The following is a 16414-nucleotide window of genomic DNA, read 5'->3' on the forward strand; positions in this document are numbered from 1 at the left end:
GCCCCGAGCGTCGCCTCGCGCACTCGCCCCAGCAGCTCCCGGAAGGTGGGGTCGCCCGAGAGGTCGGCGCGCAGCACGAGGGTGTTGACGAAGAAGCCGATCAGCCCCTCCACCTCTGCGCGCGTGCGCCCCGCGATGGGCATGCCCACCACCACGTCCTCCTGCCCCGCGTAGCGCCCCAGCAGGAGCTGCCACGCCGCCAGCAGCGTCATGAACAGCGTCGAGCCCTCCCGCTGCGAGAGCGCGCGCAGCGCCCGCGAGGTGTCGGGCTGCAGCTCGACGGAAAGGGACCTTCCGCCCGGGTCCGGCACCTGCGAACGCGGCCGGTCCAGCGGCAGCTCCAGGAGCGGCGGCGCGCCCGCCAGCTGCTCGCGCCACCAGCCGAGCTGGGCCTGCAGCGTCTCGCCCCGTAGGAGCTTGCGCTGCCAGAGGGCGTACTCGGGGTACTGTACCCTGAGCGGGGCCAGCGGCGACTCCCGACCCTCAGAAAACGCCTGGTAGAGCGCGGAGACCTCCCGCACCAGCACGCCCATCGACCAGCCGTCCGACACGATGTGGTGCATGGTGAGCAGCAGCGCCCAGCTGTCCTCGCCCAGCCGCACGGCCGTAGTCCGCAGCAACGGACCGACCGCGAGGTCGAAGGGCCGCAGCGCCTCTCCGGCGACCAGCGCCTGCAGCTCGGCTTCCCGCCTGGAGGCGCGAATCAGGCGGAGGTCCACCTCGCGGAGAGCCGCGGGGGCCGGCTCCCCCACCACCTGGAGGGTACGGCCCGAGATGGTGCCGAAGGTGGTGCGCAGCGACTCGTGGCGGCGCACCACCTCGTCGAGCACGCGACGGAGCACCGCCGGGTCCAGTGCCCCCCGCACCCGCAGCGCCGCCGCCATATGGTACGCAGGGCTCGATGGGTCCAGCTGGTGCACGAACCAGAGCCGCTGCTGCGCGAACGAGAGCGGGAAGGCGTTCTCCCTCCGCGCCCGATCCTGGAGCTTCTCCGCCAGGAGCCGCCGCTTTTCCTCGACCTCCGGGTCCCCGCGATCCGCCACCGTGCTGTTCACCATTCCAGTTCTTCCTCTGCCGCCAGGTCGCCCAGCAGCCGGTCGAGGTCCGCTTCGGAAAGCTCATCCATCTTCGACAGGATCTCTCCCGCGCGCTGGCGAGGGCCGATGTCGGGGGTGGTGGCGGTGCCGCCCAGGGGCACCACCTGCGCGAACTCGGCAACGGTGGGGGCCTCGAACATTGCCCGCAGCGGGACGTCGACCCCGAGCGCCCCCCGCACGCGGGAGACGACGTGGGTAGCCAGGAGCGAGTGCCCGCCGAGCGCGAAGAAGTCGTCGTGCACTCCGATCCTCCGGGCTCCCAGCACCTCCGCCCAGATCTCCGCGAGCACCTCCTCCGTGGGATTCCGGGGCGCCACGTACGCGTCCACGCTCGGTCCCGCGTCGGGCGCGGGGAGCGCACTCCGGTCCAGCTTCCCGTTCGCAGTCAGAGGCAGCGCTTGCACCCCCACCAGTGCGGAGGGCACCATGTACTCCGGGAGCCGCTCCCGGAGCCAGCCGCCCAGCTCCACCAGCGAAATCCCCCCGCTCGCCGGCACCACGTATCCGACGAGCCGCCTCTCCCCGGACGCGTCCTCCCGCGCCAGCACCACCGCTTCGCGCACGCTCGCGTGCGACTTCAGCGTCGTCTCGACCTCGCCGGGCTCGATGCGGTAGCCCCGGATCTTTACCTGCTCGTCGACCCGCCCCAGGAACTCCAGCGTCCCTTCCGCGTTCCACCTCGCCCGGTCGCCCGTGCGGTACATGCGCGCGCCCGCCAGCGCGGAGAACGGATCGGGGATGAACCGCTCCGCCGTCAGCTCCGGCCGCCCCAGGTAGTCGCGCCCCACGCTCGCCCCCCCGATGCACAGCTCGCCCGGAACGCCCACGGGCATCGGCGTCATGGAGCCGTCGAGCACGTACAGCGGTGCATTTCCCAGCGGCCGCCCGAGGAGGTGCCGGCCCCCGCCCTCCTCGCCGGTCGCGAGATGCGCGGCGCAGATGATCGTCGCCTCCGTGGGCCCGTAGAGGACGTGCGTGTCGGCCCGGGGGAAGACCTCTCGCATCTCGCCCAGGAGATCCGGCGGAACGGCGTCTCCGCCGACGAAGACGCAGCGCAGCCGCGGCAGGGTCCCGCGCCGCGCGCGCGCCGTCTGCACGAGCTGCCGCATCAGCGAGGGTACGGCGTGCAGCAGCGTCGCACCCTCGAGATCCTCCACCAGCGCTTCCAGGTCCACGACGCGCTCGCGAGGGACCACCTGCACCGAGGCGCCGCACAGCAGGGGGAGCAGGCACTCGAACGCCCAGATGTCGAAGGCGAACGAGGCGAGCGAAACGATCCGGTCCCCCTGGCCGAAGCCGAAGGCCGCGCGGGCGGCGAGCAGGGTGTTCGCCAGGCTGCGGTGTTCGATGCGCACGCCCTTGGGCCGGCCGGTGGAGCCAGAGGTGTAGATCACGTACGCCAGGCTGTCGGGGCAGACCGCGACCGGCGCCGCCGCCCCGGTGTACCCGGACGGACCGGCGTCCAGCAGCGCCACCTGCGCCCCGTGCTCCGGGAGCACGCCTGCCAGCGCCGCCTGCGAGACCAGCACCGGCACCTCACTATCGGCCAGGATGTAGGCGATCCGCTCGGGCGGATACGCCGGGTCCACCGGGACGTAGCCCCCGCCGGCCCGGAGGATTCCGAGCACCCCGACGATCATGTCCGCGGAGCGCTCCACGCACAGCCCGACCCGCTTCTCCGGTCCCACGCCCATCCGGCGCAGGACGCGGGCGAGCCCGTCGGCGCGCGCATCCAGCTCGGCGTACGTCAGCGTCGCGTCCGGTGCGATGACCGCCGTGGCTTCCGGCGTCCGCGCCGCCTGCTCCGCAATCAGCTCGTGCACCGGCCGGTCGACGGCGACGTCTCCCCCGTCCGGGTTCCACCCGCGCAGCACCTGCTCACGCTCCCCCGCGCCGAGCATCTCCAGTTCCGACAGGCGGCAGCCGGGGTCCGCCAGCGCCCCCCGGAGCACCGAGCCGAGGTGGCCCGCCATCCGCTCGACGGTCGTGGCATCGAACAGGTCGACGGCGTAGGTGAAAGCGGCGCCGAGGCCGTCCCTCTCCTCCCCGACCGTCAGGCTGAGGTCCCACTTCGCCTGGTCCTCCACCCACTCCAGCGGCTCCATCCGCACGCCGCCCAGCCGCACGCCCTCCTCCGGGTCGCCTTCCTCGAAGGTGAAGGTCACCTGGAAGAGCGGTGTCCGGCCCAGGCTCCGCTCGGGCTGGATCTCCTCCACCAGTCGCTCGAAGGGGAGGTCCTGGTGCGCGTAGGCGCCGAGCGTAGCCTCCCGTACGCGCCCCAGCAGCTCGCGGAAGGTGGGGTCGCCCGAGAGGTCGCCGCGCAGCGCGAGCGTGTTCACGAAGAACCCGATCAGCCCCTCCGTCTCCAGCGCGACGCGGTTGGCAATGGGAGTGCCGACGACCAGGTCGTCCTGTCCCGAGTACTTGGCGAGCAGGGTTTGGAAGGCGGCGAGAAGCGTCATGAACAGCGTCGTCCCCTCCCGCCGGGAGAGGGCGCGCAGGGCCCCGGAAGTCTCCGTCCCGAGCGCGAAGAGGTGCCGGGCGCCCCGGGAGCTCGGCACCGCGGGCCGCGGACGGTCCGCCGGGAGCTCCAGCACCGGCGGCGCGCCGGCCAGCGACGCGCGCCACCAGGCGAGCTGCCGCTCCAGCACATCGCCGGTGAGCCATCCCCGCTGCCAGACCGCGAAGTCCGCGTACTGCACGGGCAGTTCGGGGAGCGGGGAGGGCGCGCCGCGCGTGAACGCCTCGTAGAGCGCCGAGGTCTCGCGCACCAGCACCCCCATGCTCCAGCCATCGGAGACGATGTGGTGCATGGTGAAGAAGAGCACCCACGCGTCGACGCCGGACCTCGCCGCGAGGGCGCGCAGCAGGGGCCCGTGCCGGAGGTCGAAGGGGCGCGTCGCCTCGTCCTCGGCGATCCGCCTCAGCTCCGCCTCGCGCTCGTCCTCCGGGAGCGCGCGCAGGTCGGCGGTGCGCAGGATCGGCGGGACGGCTTCCAGCACCACCTGGGCGGCATCGCCGCCGTCGGACGAGATGACCGTGCGGAGCGCCTCGTGCCGGCGGACGACCTCCTCCAGCGCCCGCTGCAGCCCCCCGGCGTCCAGCGCGCCGCGCACCCGCAGCACGAACGGGACGTGGTATGCCGAGCTCTCCGGGTCCATCTGGTGAAGAAACCAGAGCCGCTGCTGCGCATACGAGAGCGGGAGCGGCCGGTCGCGCGGGGCGGGGACGATCGGTGGGGCGTGCGTCCCCGCGCCTTCGCCCAGCAACCCCTCCACTCGTCGGGCGAGCCCGACCACGGTCGGGGCCGCGAACAGGGAGCGGAGCGGCAGCTCCGTCCCGAACGCCTGCCGCACGCGCGAGACGATGCGCGTCGCCAGCAGCGAGTGCCCGCCGAGCGCGAAGAAGTCGTCCCGCGCCCCGACCCTGGCGAGACCCAGCACCTCGGCCATGATCCCGGCGAGCATCTCCTCGGTGGGAGTCCGGGGTGCGACGTAGCCGCGTCCCGGTGCCGGCGCTCCGGGCTCGGGAAGCGCTCGGCGGTCCAGCTTGCCGTGCGCGGTGAGGGGCAGCTCCGGGAGGAAGACGAACGCGGAGGGCACCATGTAGGACGGGATCTCCCGAGCCAGCCGCTCGCGGAGGTCGTCGGCGGTGACCCGCTCGTCCGCGTCGGGGCGCACCCGGACCCCTCCGGGAGCGACGATCCGGCGGTGCAGTGCGTTGGGCTGGGCCGGGCGCCGCAGGTGCCAGGAGTCGTAGGCGAACGTCTCGTTGCTCCCGTCGCTCCGCACGAGCACCCCGCGCAGATGGTAGTCCGGGTACGTGCCGGTCTCGCCCGGCACGCCGCTGCACTCCACCCGCAGCACGTCCCCGACGCCCACCTCCACCCCCGGATAGAAGGCCGGGAAGAACATGGGCAGCCAGGCGCACTCGTCCTCCAGCGCATCGACCGCCATCCGCTCGCCGGGGTAGAGCTGGATCCAGAGGAGGAACCCGTCCAGCCGCCCCGCCTTCCCGATCCGCAGCTCCAGCTCGCTCCGCAGGACGGGGTCCGAGCGCCGGGTGAAGTCCAGGTCCTCGAAGAGCGCGGCGTCCGAGAGCAGGTGGTCCTTCGGGAAGCCCTTCACGCACAGGCGCACGTCGTCGCGGTGCCCGATGGCCCGGAAGATCCGCTCCGCGTACTGCGCCCCCAGCTCCTCGAAGGCTGGCTGTGCGTGCAGCTCCTCCGGGAGGGCGACCGCCGCGATCCGCGTGGCGCAGCGGCGGGGGATCATGGCCCCTCCCGGCTTCAGCCAGCGCCGAGCGTGGTTGAGGATGGCGACCGCGCCCGCGGAGCTGCCGATGCAGCCGATCAGCTTCGAGACGCAGACGTCCACCGGCTCCGGGAGCTCCACTGCGGTGGCGTCGCCGTGGATCAGCTCGATCCGGTCCTCCAGTCCCAGGTCCCGGATCGTCTCCTGCGCCTTGCGGAAGGACTCCTCCATCACCTCGACGGCGTACACCTTCCGGGCGCCGGCCTCCACGCACAGGCGGGCGAGGACGCACTCGCCGCCCGTGCCCACGTCCACGGCGACCCTGCCGCGCACGACCTCCGCGAGCGCCTCGCGGTAGCCCTGGTTTCGCCGGTCGTCGCGAGCCATGGCGTGGTAGAGGAGATCGTCGTACACCGGGTACTCGCCGTGCGACGGCCACAGCTCGGCCCGCGCCGACCCCGTCCGGCGCAGCCCCTCGGGGCCCGCGGCGTACCCTTCGGCGGGAGCGAGGTAGGCTGCCAGCAGGCGATCGCCCGCCCTGTCCCACGCGACGACCGCCGCCTCGCGAATCGAGGCATGGGCGGACAGGGCGGCCTCGACCTCCGCCGGCTCCACCCGGAATCCGCGGATCTTGACTTGCTGGTCGATGCGACCCTGGAACTCCAGGTTCCCGTCCGCCAGCCAGCGCACCCGGTCGCCCGTGCGGTAGAGTCGTGCCCCCGGCACACCGCCGAACGGGTCCGGGACGAAGCGCTTCGCCGTCAGGGCCGGCTGGCCGTGGTAGCCGCGCGCGACGCCCTCGCCGCCGATGAACAGCTCACCGGGGACGCCGAGCGGGGTGGGGTGGAGGGCAGGGTCCAGCACGTACAGCCGCACGTTCCCGTGCGGCGTCCCCACCGGGAGGTTGGACCAGCGCGCGCCATCGTCGCCCGCCTCCAGGCGGAGCGTCGTGGAGGTGCACGCCGTCTCCGTGAGCCCGAAGACGTGGACCAGGGGTACTCCGAGCGCGCTCCACTCGGCCAGGCGCTCCGGGAGCACCCGCTCACCCCCGACGATCACGAAGCGAAGGCTCGCGGGGAGCTTCATCCCGCCGCGGGTCAGCTCCTGGACCCACTCGTGCCAGTATGCCGTGGGCAGCTCGAAGCCGGTCACCCCCTCCGCCTCCACCACCCGCAACAGCTCGCGCGGGGTGAGCAGGTTCCCGGAGGCCAGGACCACGGCAGCGCCGCTGAGCCAGGCCGGGAAGAGCTCTTCCACCACCACGTCGAAACCGGGCGAGGCGAACTGGAGGAAGCGGTCGGACGGGCCGAGCCCCAGCCGCCGGGCCATGTCCGTGGCGAAGTTCACCACGCAATGGTGCGGAACCGCGACGCCCTTGGGCTGCCCCGTCGAGCCCGAGGTGTAGATCACGTACGCCAGGCTCTCGGGGAAGACGGCGGGTTCCGGCGCCTCGGGGGCGGCGTCCAGGCGCTCCCACTCCGTGTCCAGGCACACCACTCCCGGCGCGGTCGCGGGGAGCCGCGCCGCGACCGCCTCCTCGGTGAGGACGAGCCACGCGCCGGAGTCGGCCAGCAGGTACCCCAGCCGCTCGGGCGGGTACTCCGGGTCGAGCGGGAGGTACGCGGCGCCCGCCTTGAGCGTCGCCAGGATGGCCACCGGCATCGAGGGGCCCCGCCGCACGCAGATCCCCACCCGCGCCTCGGGCCGCACTCCACGGGCGAGCAGCTGGCGCGCGAGGCGGTCGGCGCGCGTGTCCAGCTCGGCGTAACTCATCGCCCCCCCGTTCCAGATGACCGCCGCGGCGTCCCGGGTGCGTGCCGCCTGCTCCGCGAAGAGCGCATGGAGAGAGCGCCCGCGCGGATACTCGCGATCCGTCGCGTTCCACTCCGTCAGGAGCCTGGCGCGCTCGGTCTCCGTGAGGAGGGGAAGGTCGCAGGCGCGCCGCTCGGGGTGGATGGTGATCCCCTCCAGCAGCACCGCGAAGTGCTCCGCCAGGCGCCGGGCGGTAGCGGGATCGAAGAGCTCGGTGCTGTACTCCAGCTCCACCTTCAGCGCATCCGCCGTCTCGCTCGCCGCCAGCGTCAGGTCGAAGGGGATCGCGCCGCTGTGGGTGTCCCGCGCCTCCAGGGTGAGCCCCGGGAGGCGGAGGTCGTGCGCGGGGGCGTTCTGGAGGGCGAAGAGTACCTGGACGAGGGGGTGGCGCCCGGTGTTCCGCTCGGGGGCCAGCTCCTCCACCAGCCTCTCGAAGGGGAGGTCCTGGTGCGCATAGGCGCCCAGCGCCGCCTCCCGGACGCGGGCCAGGAGCGCGGGGAACGACGGGTCGCCGGAAAGGTCGCCGCGCAGGACGAGGGTGTTGACGAAGAAGCCGATCAGCCCCTCCGTCTCGTTCCGGGTGCGCCCGGCGATGGGGGTGCCCACCAGGAAGTCCTCCTGCCCGGAGTACCGTGCGAGGAGAACCTGCCAGGCGGCCAGGAGCGTCATGAACAGCGTCGCCCCTTCGCGGCGCGAGAGCGCCTGCAGCGCCTCGATCCGCGACGCCGGGACCGTGAAACGGTGCGAGGCCCCGCGGAAGGTGGGGGCGGCGAGGCGCGGGCGGTCGATCGGTAGCTCCAGCACGGGGGGAGCCCCGGCCAGCGTCTCGCGCCACCAGCCGAGCTGCCGCTCCAGGACCTCGCCCGCCAGCCACGCCCGCTGCCAGGCCGCGTAGTCCGCGTACTGTACCGGGAGCGGCGGCAGCGGCGAGGGCTCGCCCCGGCTGAAGGCGTCATAAAGCCCGGACACGTCGCGCACCAGCACGCCCATGCTCCACGCGTCGGAGACGACGTGATGGAGCGTGCAGAGGAGGACGTGCTCCGCTTCCGCGAGCCGCAGGAGGAGGTTGCGGAAGAGCGGACCCCGGGACAGGTCGAAGCGACGCAGCGATTCCTCGGCGGCGAGTCGCGCGGCCGTCGCGCCCCGCTCCTCCTCCCGCAGCCCCGCGAGGTCCACCAGCGGAAGGCTCGCCTCCTCGGGGGGGAGCACCACCTGCACCGGCTCCCCCGCCGTCTCGGCGAACACGGTGCGCAGGGTCTCGTGGCGCCGCACCAGCTCCGTCAGGCTCCGCCGCAGCGCCCGGGTATCCAGCGCGCCGCGCAGCGAGAGCGCGGCGGGCACGTGATACGCGGAGTCGTCCGGATCGATCTGGTGGATCACCCAGAGCCGCTGCTGCGCGAAGGAGAGCGGGAGCGGCCCGGTCCGGGGGAGCCGGGTGGGCGGCGGGGCGCACACGGCTGCGCCGTCGCGGAGCAGCGCCTCCACCCGCTCCGTCGCCGCAGCCACGGTGGGTGCCTCGAAGAGCGCCCGCAGCGGCAGCTCCACCCCGAACGCCTCGCGGACCTGCGAGACGGCGCGCGTCGCCAGGAGCGAGTGCCCCCCCAGCTCGAAGAAGTCGTCGTGGGCGCCCACCCGGTCCACCCCCAGGACGTCGGCCCAGATCTCCGCGATCATCTCCTCCGCCGGACCCCGCGGGGCGACGTGCGTCCCGGCCGCCGAGGGCGGCACGGGAGCTGGGAGCGAGCGCCGGTCCACCTTCCCGTGCGCCGTCACCGGGAGCGCGTCCAGCGCCACGAAGGCGGTGGGGACCATGTAGTCCGGCAGGCGGTCGCCGAGGTGCGACCGGAGGACGGCGGCCGTCGGCGCCCCCTCTTCGTCGCCCACCACGTACGCCACCAGCCGGCGCTCGCCGGGGACGTCCTCGCGCACCGCCACGACCGCCTCGCGCACCGCCGGGTGGCGCAGGAGCGCGAACTCCACTTCTCCGGGCTCGATGCGGAAGCCGCGGATCTTCACCTGCTGGTCCACGCGCCCCACGAACTCCAGCGTTCCTCGATCGCTGCGTCTAACCCGGTCGCCCGTACGGTACAGCCGCGCTCCCGGCCGGCCGGAGAACGGGTCGGGGACGAACTTCTCCGCCGTGAGCTCCGGGCGCCCGAGGTAGTCGCGGGCCACCCCCGTCCCGCCGATCAGCAGCTCACCGGGGATCCCGGCGGGGACCAGTTCCCCGTTCCAACCGCACACGTAGACCCGCACGCCACCGAGCGGGAGACCGATCGGGTATCCCTCGACATGTCCCTCCGCGGGCACCAGGTGCGACGTCGCCAGGACCGTCCCCTCGGTGGGGCCGTACAACACGTGCACCGCGGCCGAGGGGAACGCCTCCCGCATCCCGGTGAGCAGGTCGGGCGGGACCTGATCGCCCCCCACCAGGACACGGCGGAGCGCCGCGAGTCCCCCGCGCCGCCGGCACACGTCCACCACCCGGCGCATCAGTGCGGGGACGGCGTGCAGCACCGTCACCCCCTCGAGCTCCCGGACGAGCGAATCCACGTCCACCACCCGGTCGGCGGGAACCACGCGCGTGGTCCCGCCCGCCACGAGCGACGCCAGGAGCTCGAGCAGGGAGATGTCGAAGGAGAAGGAGGCGAGCGCGGCGACGGTGTCGCCGGCACCGACCCCCAGCTCCGCGCGCGCGGCGACGAGAAGGTTCGCCAGGCTTCCGTGCTCCACGCGGACCCCCTTGGGGCGGCCCGTCGAGCCCGAAGTGTAGATGATGTACGACAGGCTCCGCGGGTCCACGACGGCGGGAGCGAGACCGCCGTCGGCGGTGGTGGAGGCAGGTAGAGCGGCGTCCAGGCACACGACCCGGGCGGCGTGCTCCGGGAGCGTGGCGACGAGCGCGCGCTCCGTCAGGACGACGGCCAGGCGCGAGTCCTCGACGAGGTAGCGGAGCCGCTCGGATGGGTACGACGGGTCCAGCGGGACGTAGACGCCTCCGGCCCTCCAGACCGCGAGGAGCGCCACCACGCTCGTGATGCCGCGCTCGAGGCACACCCCCACGGGGGTGCCCGGGTGCACCCCCAGCACGCGCAGCCCGGCGGCGAGGCGGCCCGATCTGCGGTCCAGCTCCGCGTAGGTGAGCCGGTGCTCGCCGCACAGGACGGCGACCGCGTCGGGGGCGCGGGTGGCCTGGTCCGCGAAGAGGGCGACGGCGGTGAGGCCCAGCGGGGGGGCTGCGTCGTCGCCGCTGCCGTGATTCAGGATCGCCGCCTGCTCCACGGTGGAGAGGGGCGCGAGTTCGCCGAGGCGCCGGTCCTCCCCTGCAGCGATCTCCGCCAGGATCTCCCCCAGGTGCTCCAGGACCCGGGCCGCGGCCGCATCGCCGACCCGGCGACGGTCGTAGGTGAGCCGGAAGGCCAGGCGATCTCCCGGGATGACCGCGAGGGCGACAGGATAGTTCCCCTGCTCAAGGGCCTGGAGTTTCTCCACGCGGAGGCCGAGCCCGCCCGCCGCCCCGACGAGCGTCCCGTCCACCGGGTAGTTCTCGAACACCAGGAGGGTCTCGAAGAGCTGTTCACCTGCGCCGATCTCGCTCCAGCGCAGCACCCGGGCGAGCGGGGTGTGCTCCCACTCCCGCAACTGGGCCTGGCGCTCCTGCACTCCACGGAGCCAGGGGAGCACGCACGCCTCTGCGGCGACCCGCACCCGAACGGGGAGGGTGTTGATGAAGAGACCCACCATCTCCTCGACGCCGTTCAGCTCCACGGGACGTCCCGAAACAGTGGCCCCGAAGAGCACGTCGTCGTCCCCCGAGTAGCGAGCGAGGAGAAGCGCCCAGGCACCCTGCACCAGCGTGTTCAGGGTGACGTGGTGGGCGCGGGCGAATTCCTCCAGCGACGTGGTTCGGGCCGGGTCCAGGAGGAGCTCGTGGCGGCCGTAGCCCGGCCCGTCGGCGGGGGCGCTCCCGGGCGCGTGGTCGATCCCGAGGGGGGTCGGGGCCGCAAAACCGGCCAGGGCCTCGCGCCAGAAGCCCTCCGCCCCGGAGTCGTCGCGCCGGGCCAGCAGGGCAACGTAGTCGCGGAAGGGGCGGGGCTCCGGGAGGGTGGCGGCCTCGCCGAGGGAGCCGGCGCCGTACTGCGCGACCACGTCCCGCAGGACGAGCGGAAGGCTCCACCCGTCGAAGCTCATCTGGTGGAAGCTCCACAGCAGCGAGTGCGCAGCCTCTCCGGTGCGGATGAGCGTCAGCCGCATCTGCGGCGGGCGCGCCAGGTCGAAGCCGCGGGCGCGGTCCTCCGCCAACAGGCTGTTCAGCCGCTCCGCGCGCTCCTCCTCCGGAAGCGCGCGCCAGTCGAGCCGCTCGAAGGGGAGCGCCACGCGCGACCGTACCACCTGGAGCGGTCGCGTCACTCCCTCCCATACGTACGTCGAACGCAGCGCGGGATGGCGTTCCACCACCCGGGACCAGGCGCGTTCGAACGCGTCGGCGTCCAGCTCCCCCTCCAGGGCGAACCCGTACTGCGCCACGTATGCCCCCCCGTCGGGGGCGTACACGGAGTGGAAGAGCATCCCCTCCTGCATGGGGGTCAGCGGATACACGTCCTCCACCCCCCGCCCGTCTTCCACCACCCGGTCCAGCGTCGACTGGTCGAGCCCCGCCAGGGGGAAGTCGGACGGGGTGCACCCACCCGCGTCGCCGGACGCGCAGTGGACGATCAGCGACCGCAGCTCCGCCAGCACCCTCTCCGCCAGCCGCCGCACCGTCTCTTCGCGGTGGGCCATCCTGCTGTAGCGCCACACGAAGCGGAGCGAGCCTCCCTCCACCATCGCGTCGACCTCGAGGAGCCGGGGGCGCCACGCCGCCGGGGAGATCGCCGGGCCTGCGGTATCCAGCGTCAGCGCGAACGGGGCATCGGCCCCACCTTCCGCCTCTACCTGCCCGAGGTAGTTGAAGGTCACCTCCGGCTCGGGAAGCGCCGCCAGTGCCTCACGCGCCGGAGCGCTTCCCAGCCAGCGGAGCGCCCCGTAGCCGATCCCCCGGCCGGGAACGGCCCGGAGCTGCTCCTTGACCGTACGGAGCGCCGCCCCGGGAGAGGGAGCGTTCCCGGGATCCAGGAGCACCGGGAAGAGGGTGGTGAACCATCCGACGGTGCGGGACAGGTCCACCGCCTCGAACAGGTCCTCGCGGCCGTGGCCCTCCAGCTCCACCAGCACCGGCCCTCCCGTCCACCCGGACATCGCGCGCGCGAGCGCCGTCAGGAGGGCGTCGTTCACCTGGGTCCGGTACACGGGTGGAACGTCCCGCAGGAGCGCCGCCGATTCCATGGGGGAGAGCGCGACGGTCAGCGTCCGCGTGGTCCCTGCGGTGTTCGCCGCGCGGCCGTCGGCGTAGTCGAGCGGGAGGGAGACCGCGGCATGGCGCGCCCCGTCCGTCCAGTACGGGAGCTCGGCATCGAATCCGCCGGAGCGGGCATGCGCGTCGAGCCGGAGCACCCACGCGCGAAACGGCGTGCTCTCCGGGGGAAGGGCGGCCTCCGCGCCGCTGTACGCGGCCCCCAGGTCCTCCATGAGGACGCGCCAGGAGACACCATCCACGGACAGGTGGTGCACGGCTAGGAGGAGGCGGTCCGCCCGGGGCGCCCCCAGGCGGAAGATGACGGCGCGCATGAGCGGGCCGGCGGTGAGGTCCAGGGCGGACTGTACCCGCGCCCCCGCACGCTCCAATGCGGCGTCCTCCTCGCCCGGGCGAAGGTGTGACAGGTCGACCACTGCGGGAACGACGGCGTCGCCCGCTGCGGCGATCTCCTGCACCCATGCGCCGCCGTCCTCCCGGAAGCGCGCACGCAGCGCGTCGTGGCGCTCCACCACCGCGGCCAGTGCACGCTCCAGCAGCTCAGCGTCCACCCGTCCGCGCGCCTCCAGGAGGACCGGCATGTTCCAGTGATGCCGCTCCGGCATCTCCTGGGCGAAGAACCAGCGCTGCACGGGAGCCAGCGGCACCACCCCCGAGGCTGCCGGCTCCCCGTCCCGCCGGCCCGCGGGCGCAACCGTGGCCCGGGCCACGCGCGCCAGTGCCGCGATGGTGGGGTTCTCGAAGAGCTGCCGCGGAGTCAGTTCCACCCCCTCGCGTCGGGCTCGCGCCACCACCTGCAACGCGAGGATGGAGTCGCCCCCGAGCCCGAAGAAGTTGTCGTGCACCCCCACGCGGCCGCAGCGGAGCACCCCAACCCACACCTCCGCGAGGGTCCGTTCGGTCGCGTCGCGGGGGGCCGGGCTCGCTGCGGTGCCTGCGGGGTCGCCTTCCGCTGCAGGGAGCGCGCGCAGATCGACCTTCCCGTGGCGGGTGAGCGGGAGCGCCTCCAGCGCCACCCACACGGTGGGGACCATGTACGCCGGGAGGCGTTCCCCGAGGTACGCGCGCAGCTCCGCGATCAGGAGCGGGTCCCCACTCCGCCCCCCGACCGGGACGACGTATGCCGCGAGACGCCGGTCCCCGGCCTCACGCACCACCACGGCGGCCTGCCGCACCGCGGGGTGCGTTGCCAGCGCCGCCTCGACCTCCGCGGGCTCGATGCGGAAGCCGCGGATCTTGACCTGGTGGTCGAAGCGCCCCAGGAACTCCAGGCTGCCGTCCAAGAGCCAGCGCGCCCGGTCGCCGGTGCGATAGAGACGCGCGCCGGATTCGGCCGAGAAGGGATCGGGGAGGTAGCGTTCCGCGGTCAGCCCCGGGCGGCCCAGGTATCCCCGCCCCACGGCCGGGCCGCCCACGTACAGCTCCCCGGTGACGCCCGCGGGGACCGGCTCCCCCTCGCGGTCCAGGACGTAGACGCGTGCGTTCTCCACCGGCCGGCCGATGGGGAGGTTGGCCCAGCGCGCCCCGTCTTCTCCCACCTCCAGCCGGAGCGTGGTCGTGGTGACGGTCGTCTCGGTCAGGCCGTAGACGTGGACCAGTGGCACCCCGAGACCCACCCAGGCGCGCAGCCGGTCCGGGAGAACCCGCTCGCCGCCGATGATGACGAAGCGCACGCACGGCGGGAGCCGCCACCCCTCCTCCGCGAGCTGCCGTACCAGTTCGTGCCAGTACGCCGTCGGCACCTCGAACCCGGTGACCCCCTGCTCCTCCACCATCTGCAGCAGCTCCGCGGGAGAGCCCAGGAGCTCCCTCTCCGGGAAGACCACGGCCGCGCCCGCCGTCCACGCCGGGAAGAGCTCCTCGATCATGACGTCGAAGCCGGGCGAAGCGAACTGCAGGATGCGGTCTTGGGCGAGCAGCCCCAGCCCGCCTCGCAGGGCCTGCGCGTACACCGCCAGCGAGCGGTGGGAGACCATTGCCGCCTTGGGGCGCCCGGTGGATCCCGAGGTGTAGATGGCGTACGCCAGCTTCTCCGCGCCGGCCACGTCCTCCAGCCACTCGTCCGCTCCGGACGCGGAGTCCCCGGCGTCCAGGCAGAGAACTTCGGCCTCGGTCGCCGGGAGGGCGGAGCGGAGCCCGGCCCGCGTCAGCACCAGCCGGGCGCCGCTGTCGGCCAGCACGAAGGCGAGCCGCTCGCGCGGGTAGTCCGGGTCGAGGGGAACGAAGGCGCCCCCGGCCCGGAGCACCGCCAGTACCGCCACCGCTAGTTCGGCCGACCGGTCCAGGACCAGCGCGACCCGGACCTCGGGGCCCACACCCCGCGCGCGCAGCCTGGCGGCGAGGCGGCCGGCTGCGGCGGACAGCTCGGCGTAGGAGAGAGTCCGCCGGCCACACACCACGGCCGGAGCATCCGGGCGCTCCGCGGCGCGTTCCGCGATCAACTGGTGGACAAGGACGTCGCGGGGGCAGTCGGCCCCGGTGTCGTTCCAGTCCCGGAGCACCATTTCCCGCTCCGCCTCGCCCACGAGCGCCACCCGCCCCACGGTGTCCACGGAGCCGCAGGTGAAGGCGTCCAGCACCGTCTCCATCTGGGCGGCCAGCCGTCTCGCCGTAGCCGCGTCCAGACGGGACTCGTCGTACCGGACCAGCACCTGCATCTCCCTGCCGGGCCTGACCTCGACCAGCAGCGCATAGCCCAGCCCGTCCTCGGTCGAGGTGCCCCGCAGGTCGCGCAGCTCCTGCCCGGCCACCGTTGCCCCGGCGAACTGCGCCTCGGGGAGGTTCTGGAAGACGAGGAGCGAGTGGAAGAGCCGCTCCCCGTGCGGGATCCCGCTCCACTCGTGGACCCGGCCGAGGGGAACGTGCCCCCAGCGCCGGGACTCCGTCTGCTCCGCCTGGAGGGTGCGCAGCCACGCCGCCATCCCCATCCCCGGCTCCACCCGGACCCGGGTGGCGATGGTGGAGATGAAGACGCCGAGCATGGCATCCGCCCCGGGCAGGTCTTCCGGGCGCCCCGCCATCACCGAGCCGAACACCACCTCACGATCCCCCGAATAGCGGCTCAGCAGGAGACCCCAGGCGGCCTGGAACAGGGTGTTCGGGGTGACGCGCTGCCGCCGTGAGAATGCCCTGAGCCTGTCGGTCAGCGCGCCGGGGATGGTCTGTAGCGCGAGTCCGTACCGCTCCTCACCGCCGACGACACCCGCGGCGCGCTCCCCCGGGAGCGGGGTGGGTGCATCGAAGTCGCCGACGATGCCCCGCCAGTGTGCTTCCACCGCGGCAGGATCCTGCCTGGCGAGCCACTCCAGGTAGGCCGCATAGGGACTCACGGGGCCGTGCTCCGGCTTCGCCCCTCCACAAAGCGCCCCGTAGGTCGTCAGCACCTCGCGCAGGCAGAGACCTGCAGACCATCCGTCGAGGATGAGGTGGTGAAAACTCCACGCGAAGCAGTGCGTCCGCTCTCCCGTCCGGACCCGCGCCAGCCGCATCAGCGGCGCGGCGGCGTAATCGTAGGCCCGCGTGCGCTCCTCCTCCTCCAGCCTCCGCAGCGCCTCCCCCCTCTCTGCCCCGGGGAGCCCGCGCCAGTCGTGCTCCGCCAGCTCCATCTCGGCGGATGGCCGGACCACCTGCAGCGGCTTCTCCAGCCCCTCCCAGAAGAAGCCGGTGCGCAGAATCGGGTGGCGCCGGATCGTCTGACGCCACGCGCTCGCGAACGCGTCGACGTCGAAGTCGCCCTCCAGCGTCCAGCATATCTGCTGCATGTACTCGTCGTGGCCGACCCGGAGGATGCGGAGGACAATCTCCTGCTGCATCGGAGACGTAGCGTAGACGTTCTCGACGTTCTGCATGGCCTGCCAGGGAGTCTCTCGACTAGGCGGTGTCCCACGATGGGACGGGGT

The 16414-nt window shown here is 73.4% G+C and carries 2 protein-coding genes; both read right to left on the reverse strand.

Annotated elements, in window-relative coordinates; translation table 11 throughout:
• The coding region (locus VGR37_17455) for a condensation domain-containing protein (GenBank protein HEV2149198.1) at positions 1-1058 on the reverse strand (1058 nt) is incomplete at its 3' end.
• On the reverse strand, positions 1052-16363 hold the full coding sequence (locus VGR37_17460) for a non-ribosomal peptide synthase/polyketide synthase (protein HEV2149199.1): 15312 nt from the start codon (positions 16361-16363) through the stop codon (positions 1052-1054). The genes VGR37_17455 and VGR37_17460, both read right to left, overlap by 7 nt.
• Positions 16364-16414: the final 51 nt, after the last annotated feature.

It is taken from the genome of Longimicrobiaceae bacterium (assembly GCA_035936415.1).
GTDB lineage: Bacteria > Gemmatimonadota > Gemmatimonadetes > Longimicrobiales > Longimicrobiaceae > JAFAYN01.

Bases quoted from the DNA above. Each gene is read 5' to 3' on its own strand.
- VGR37_17460 (HEV2149199.1), bottom strand. From the start codon at position 16,363: ATGCAGAACGTCGAGAACGTCTACGCTACGTCTCCGATGCAGCAGGAG.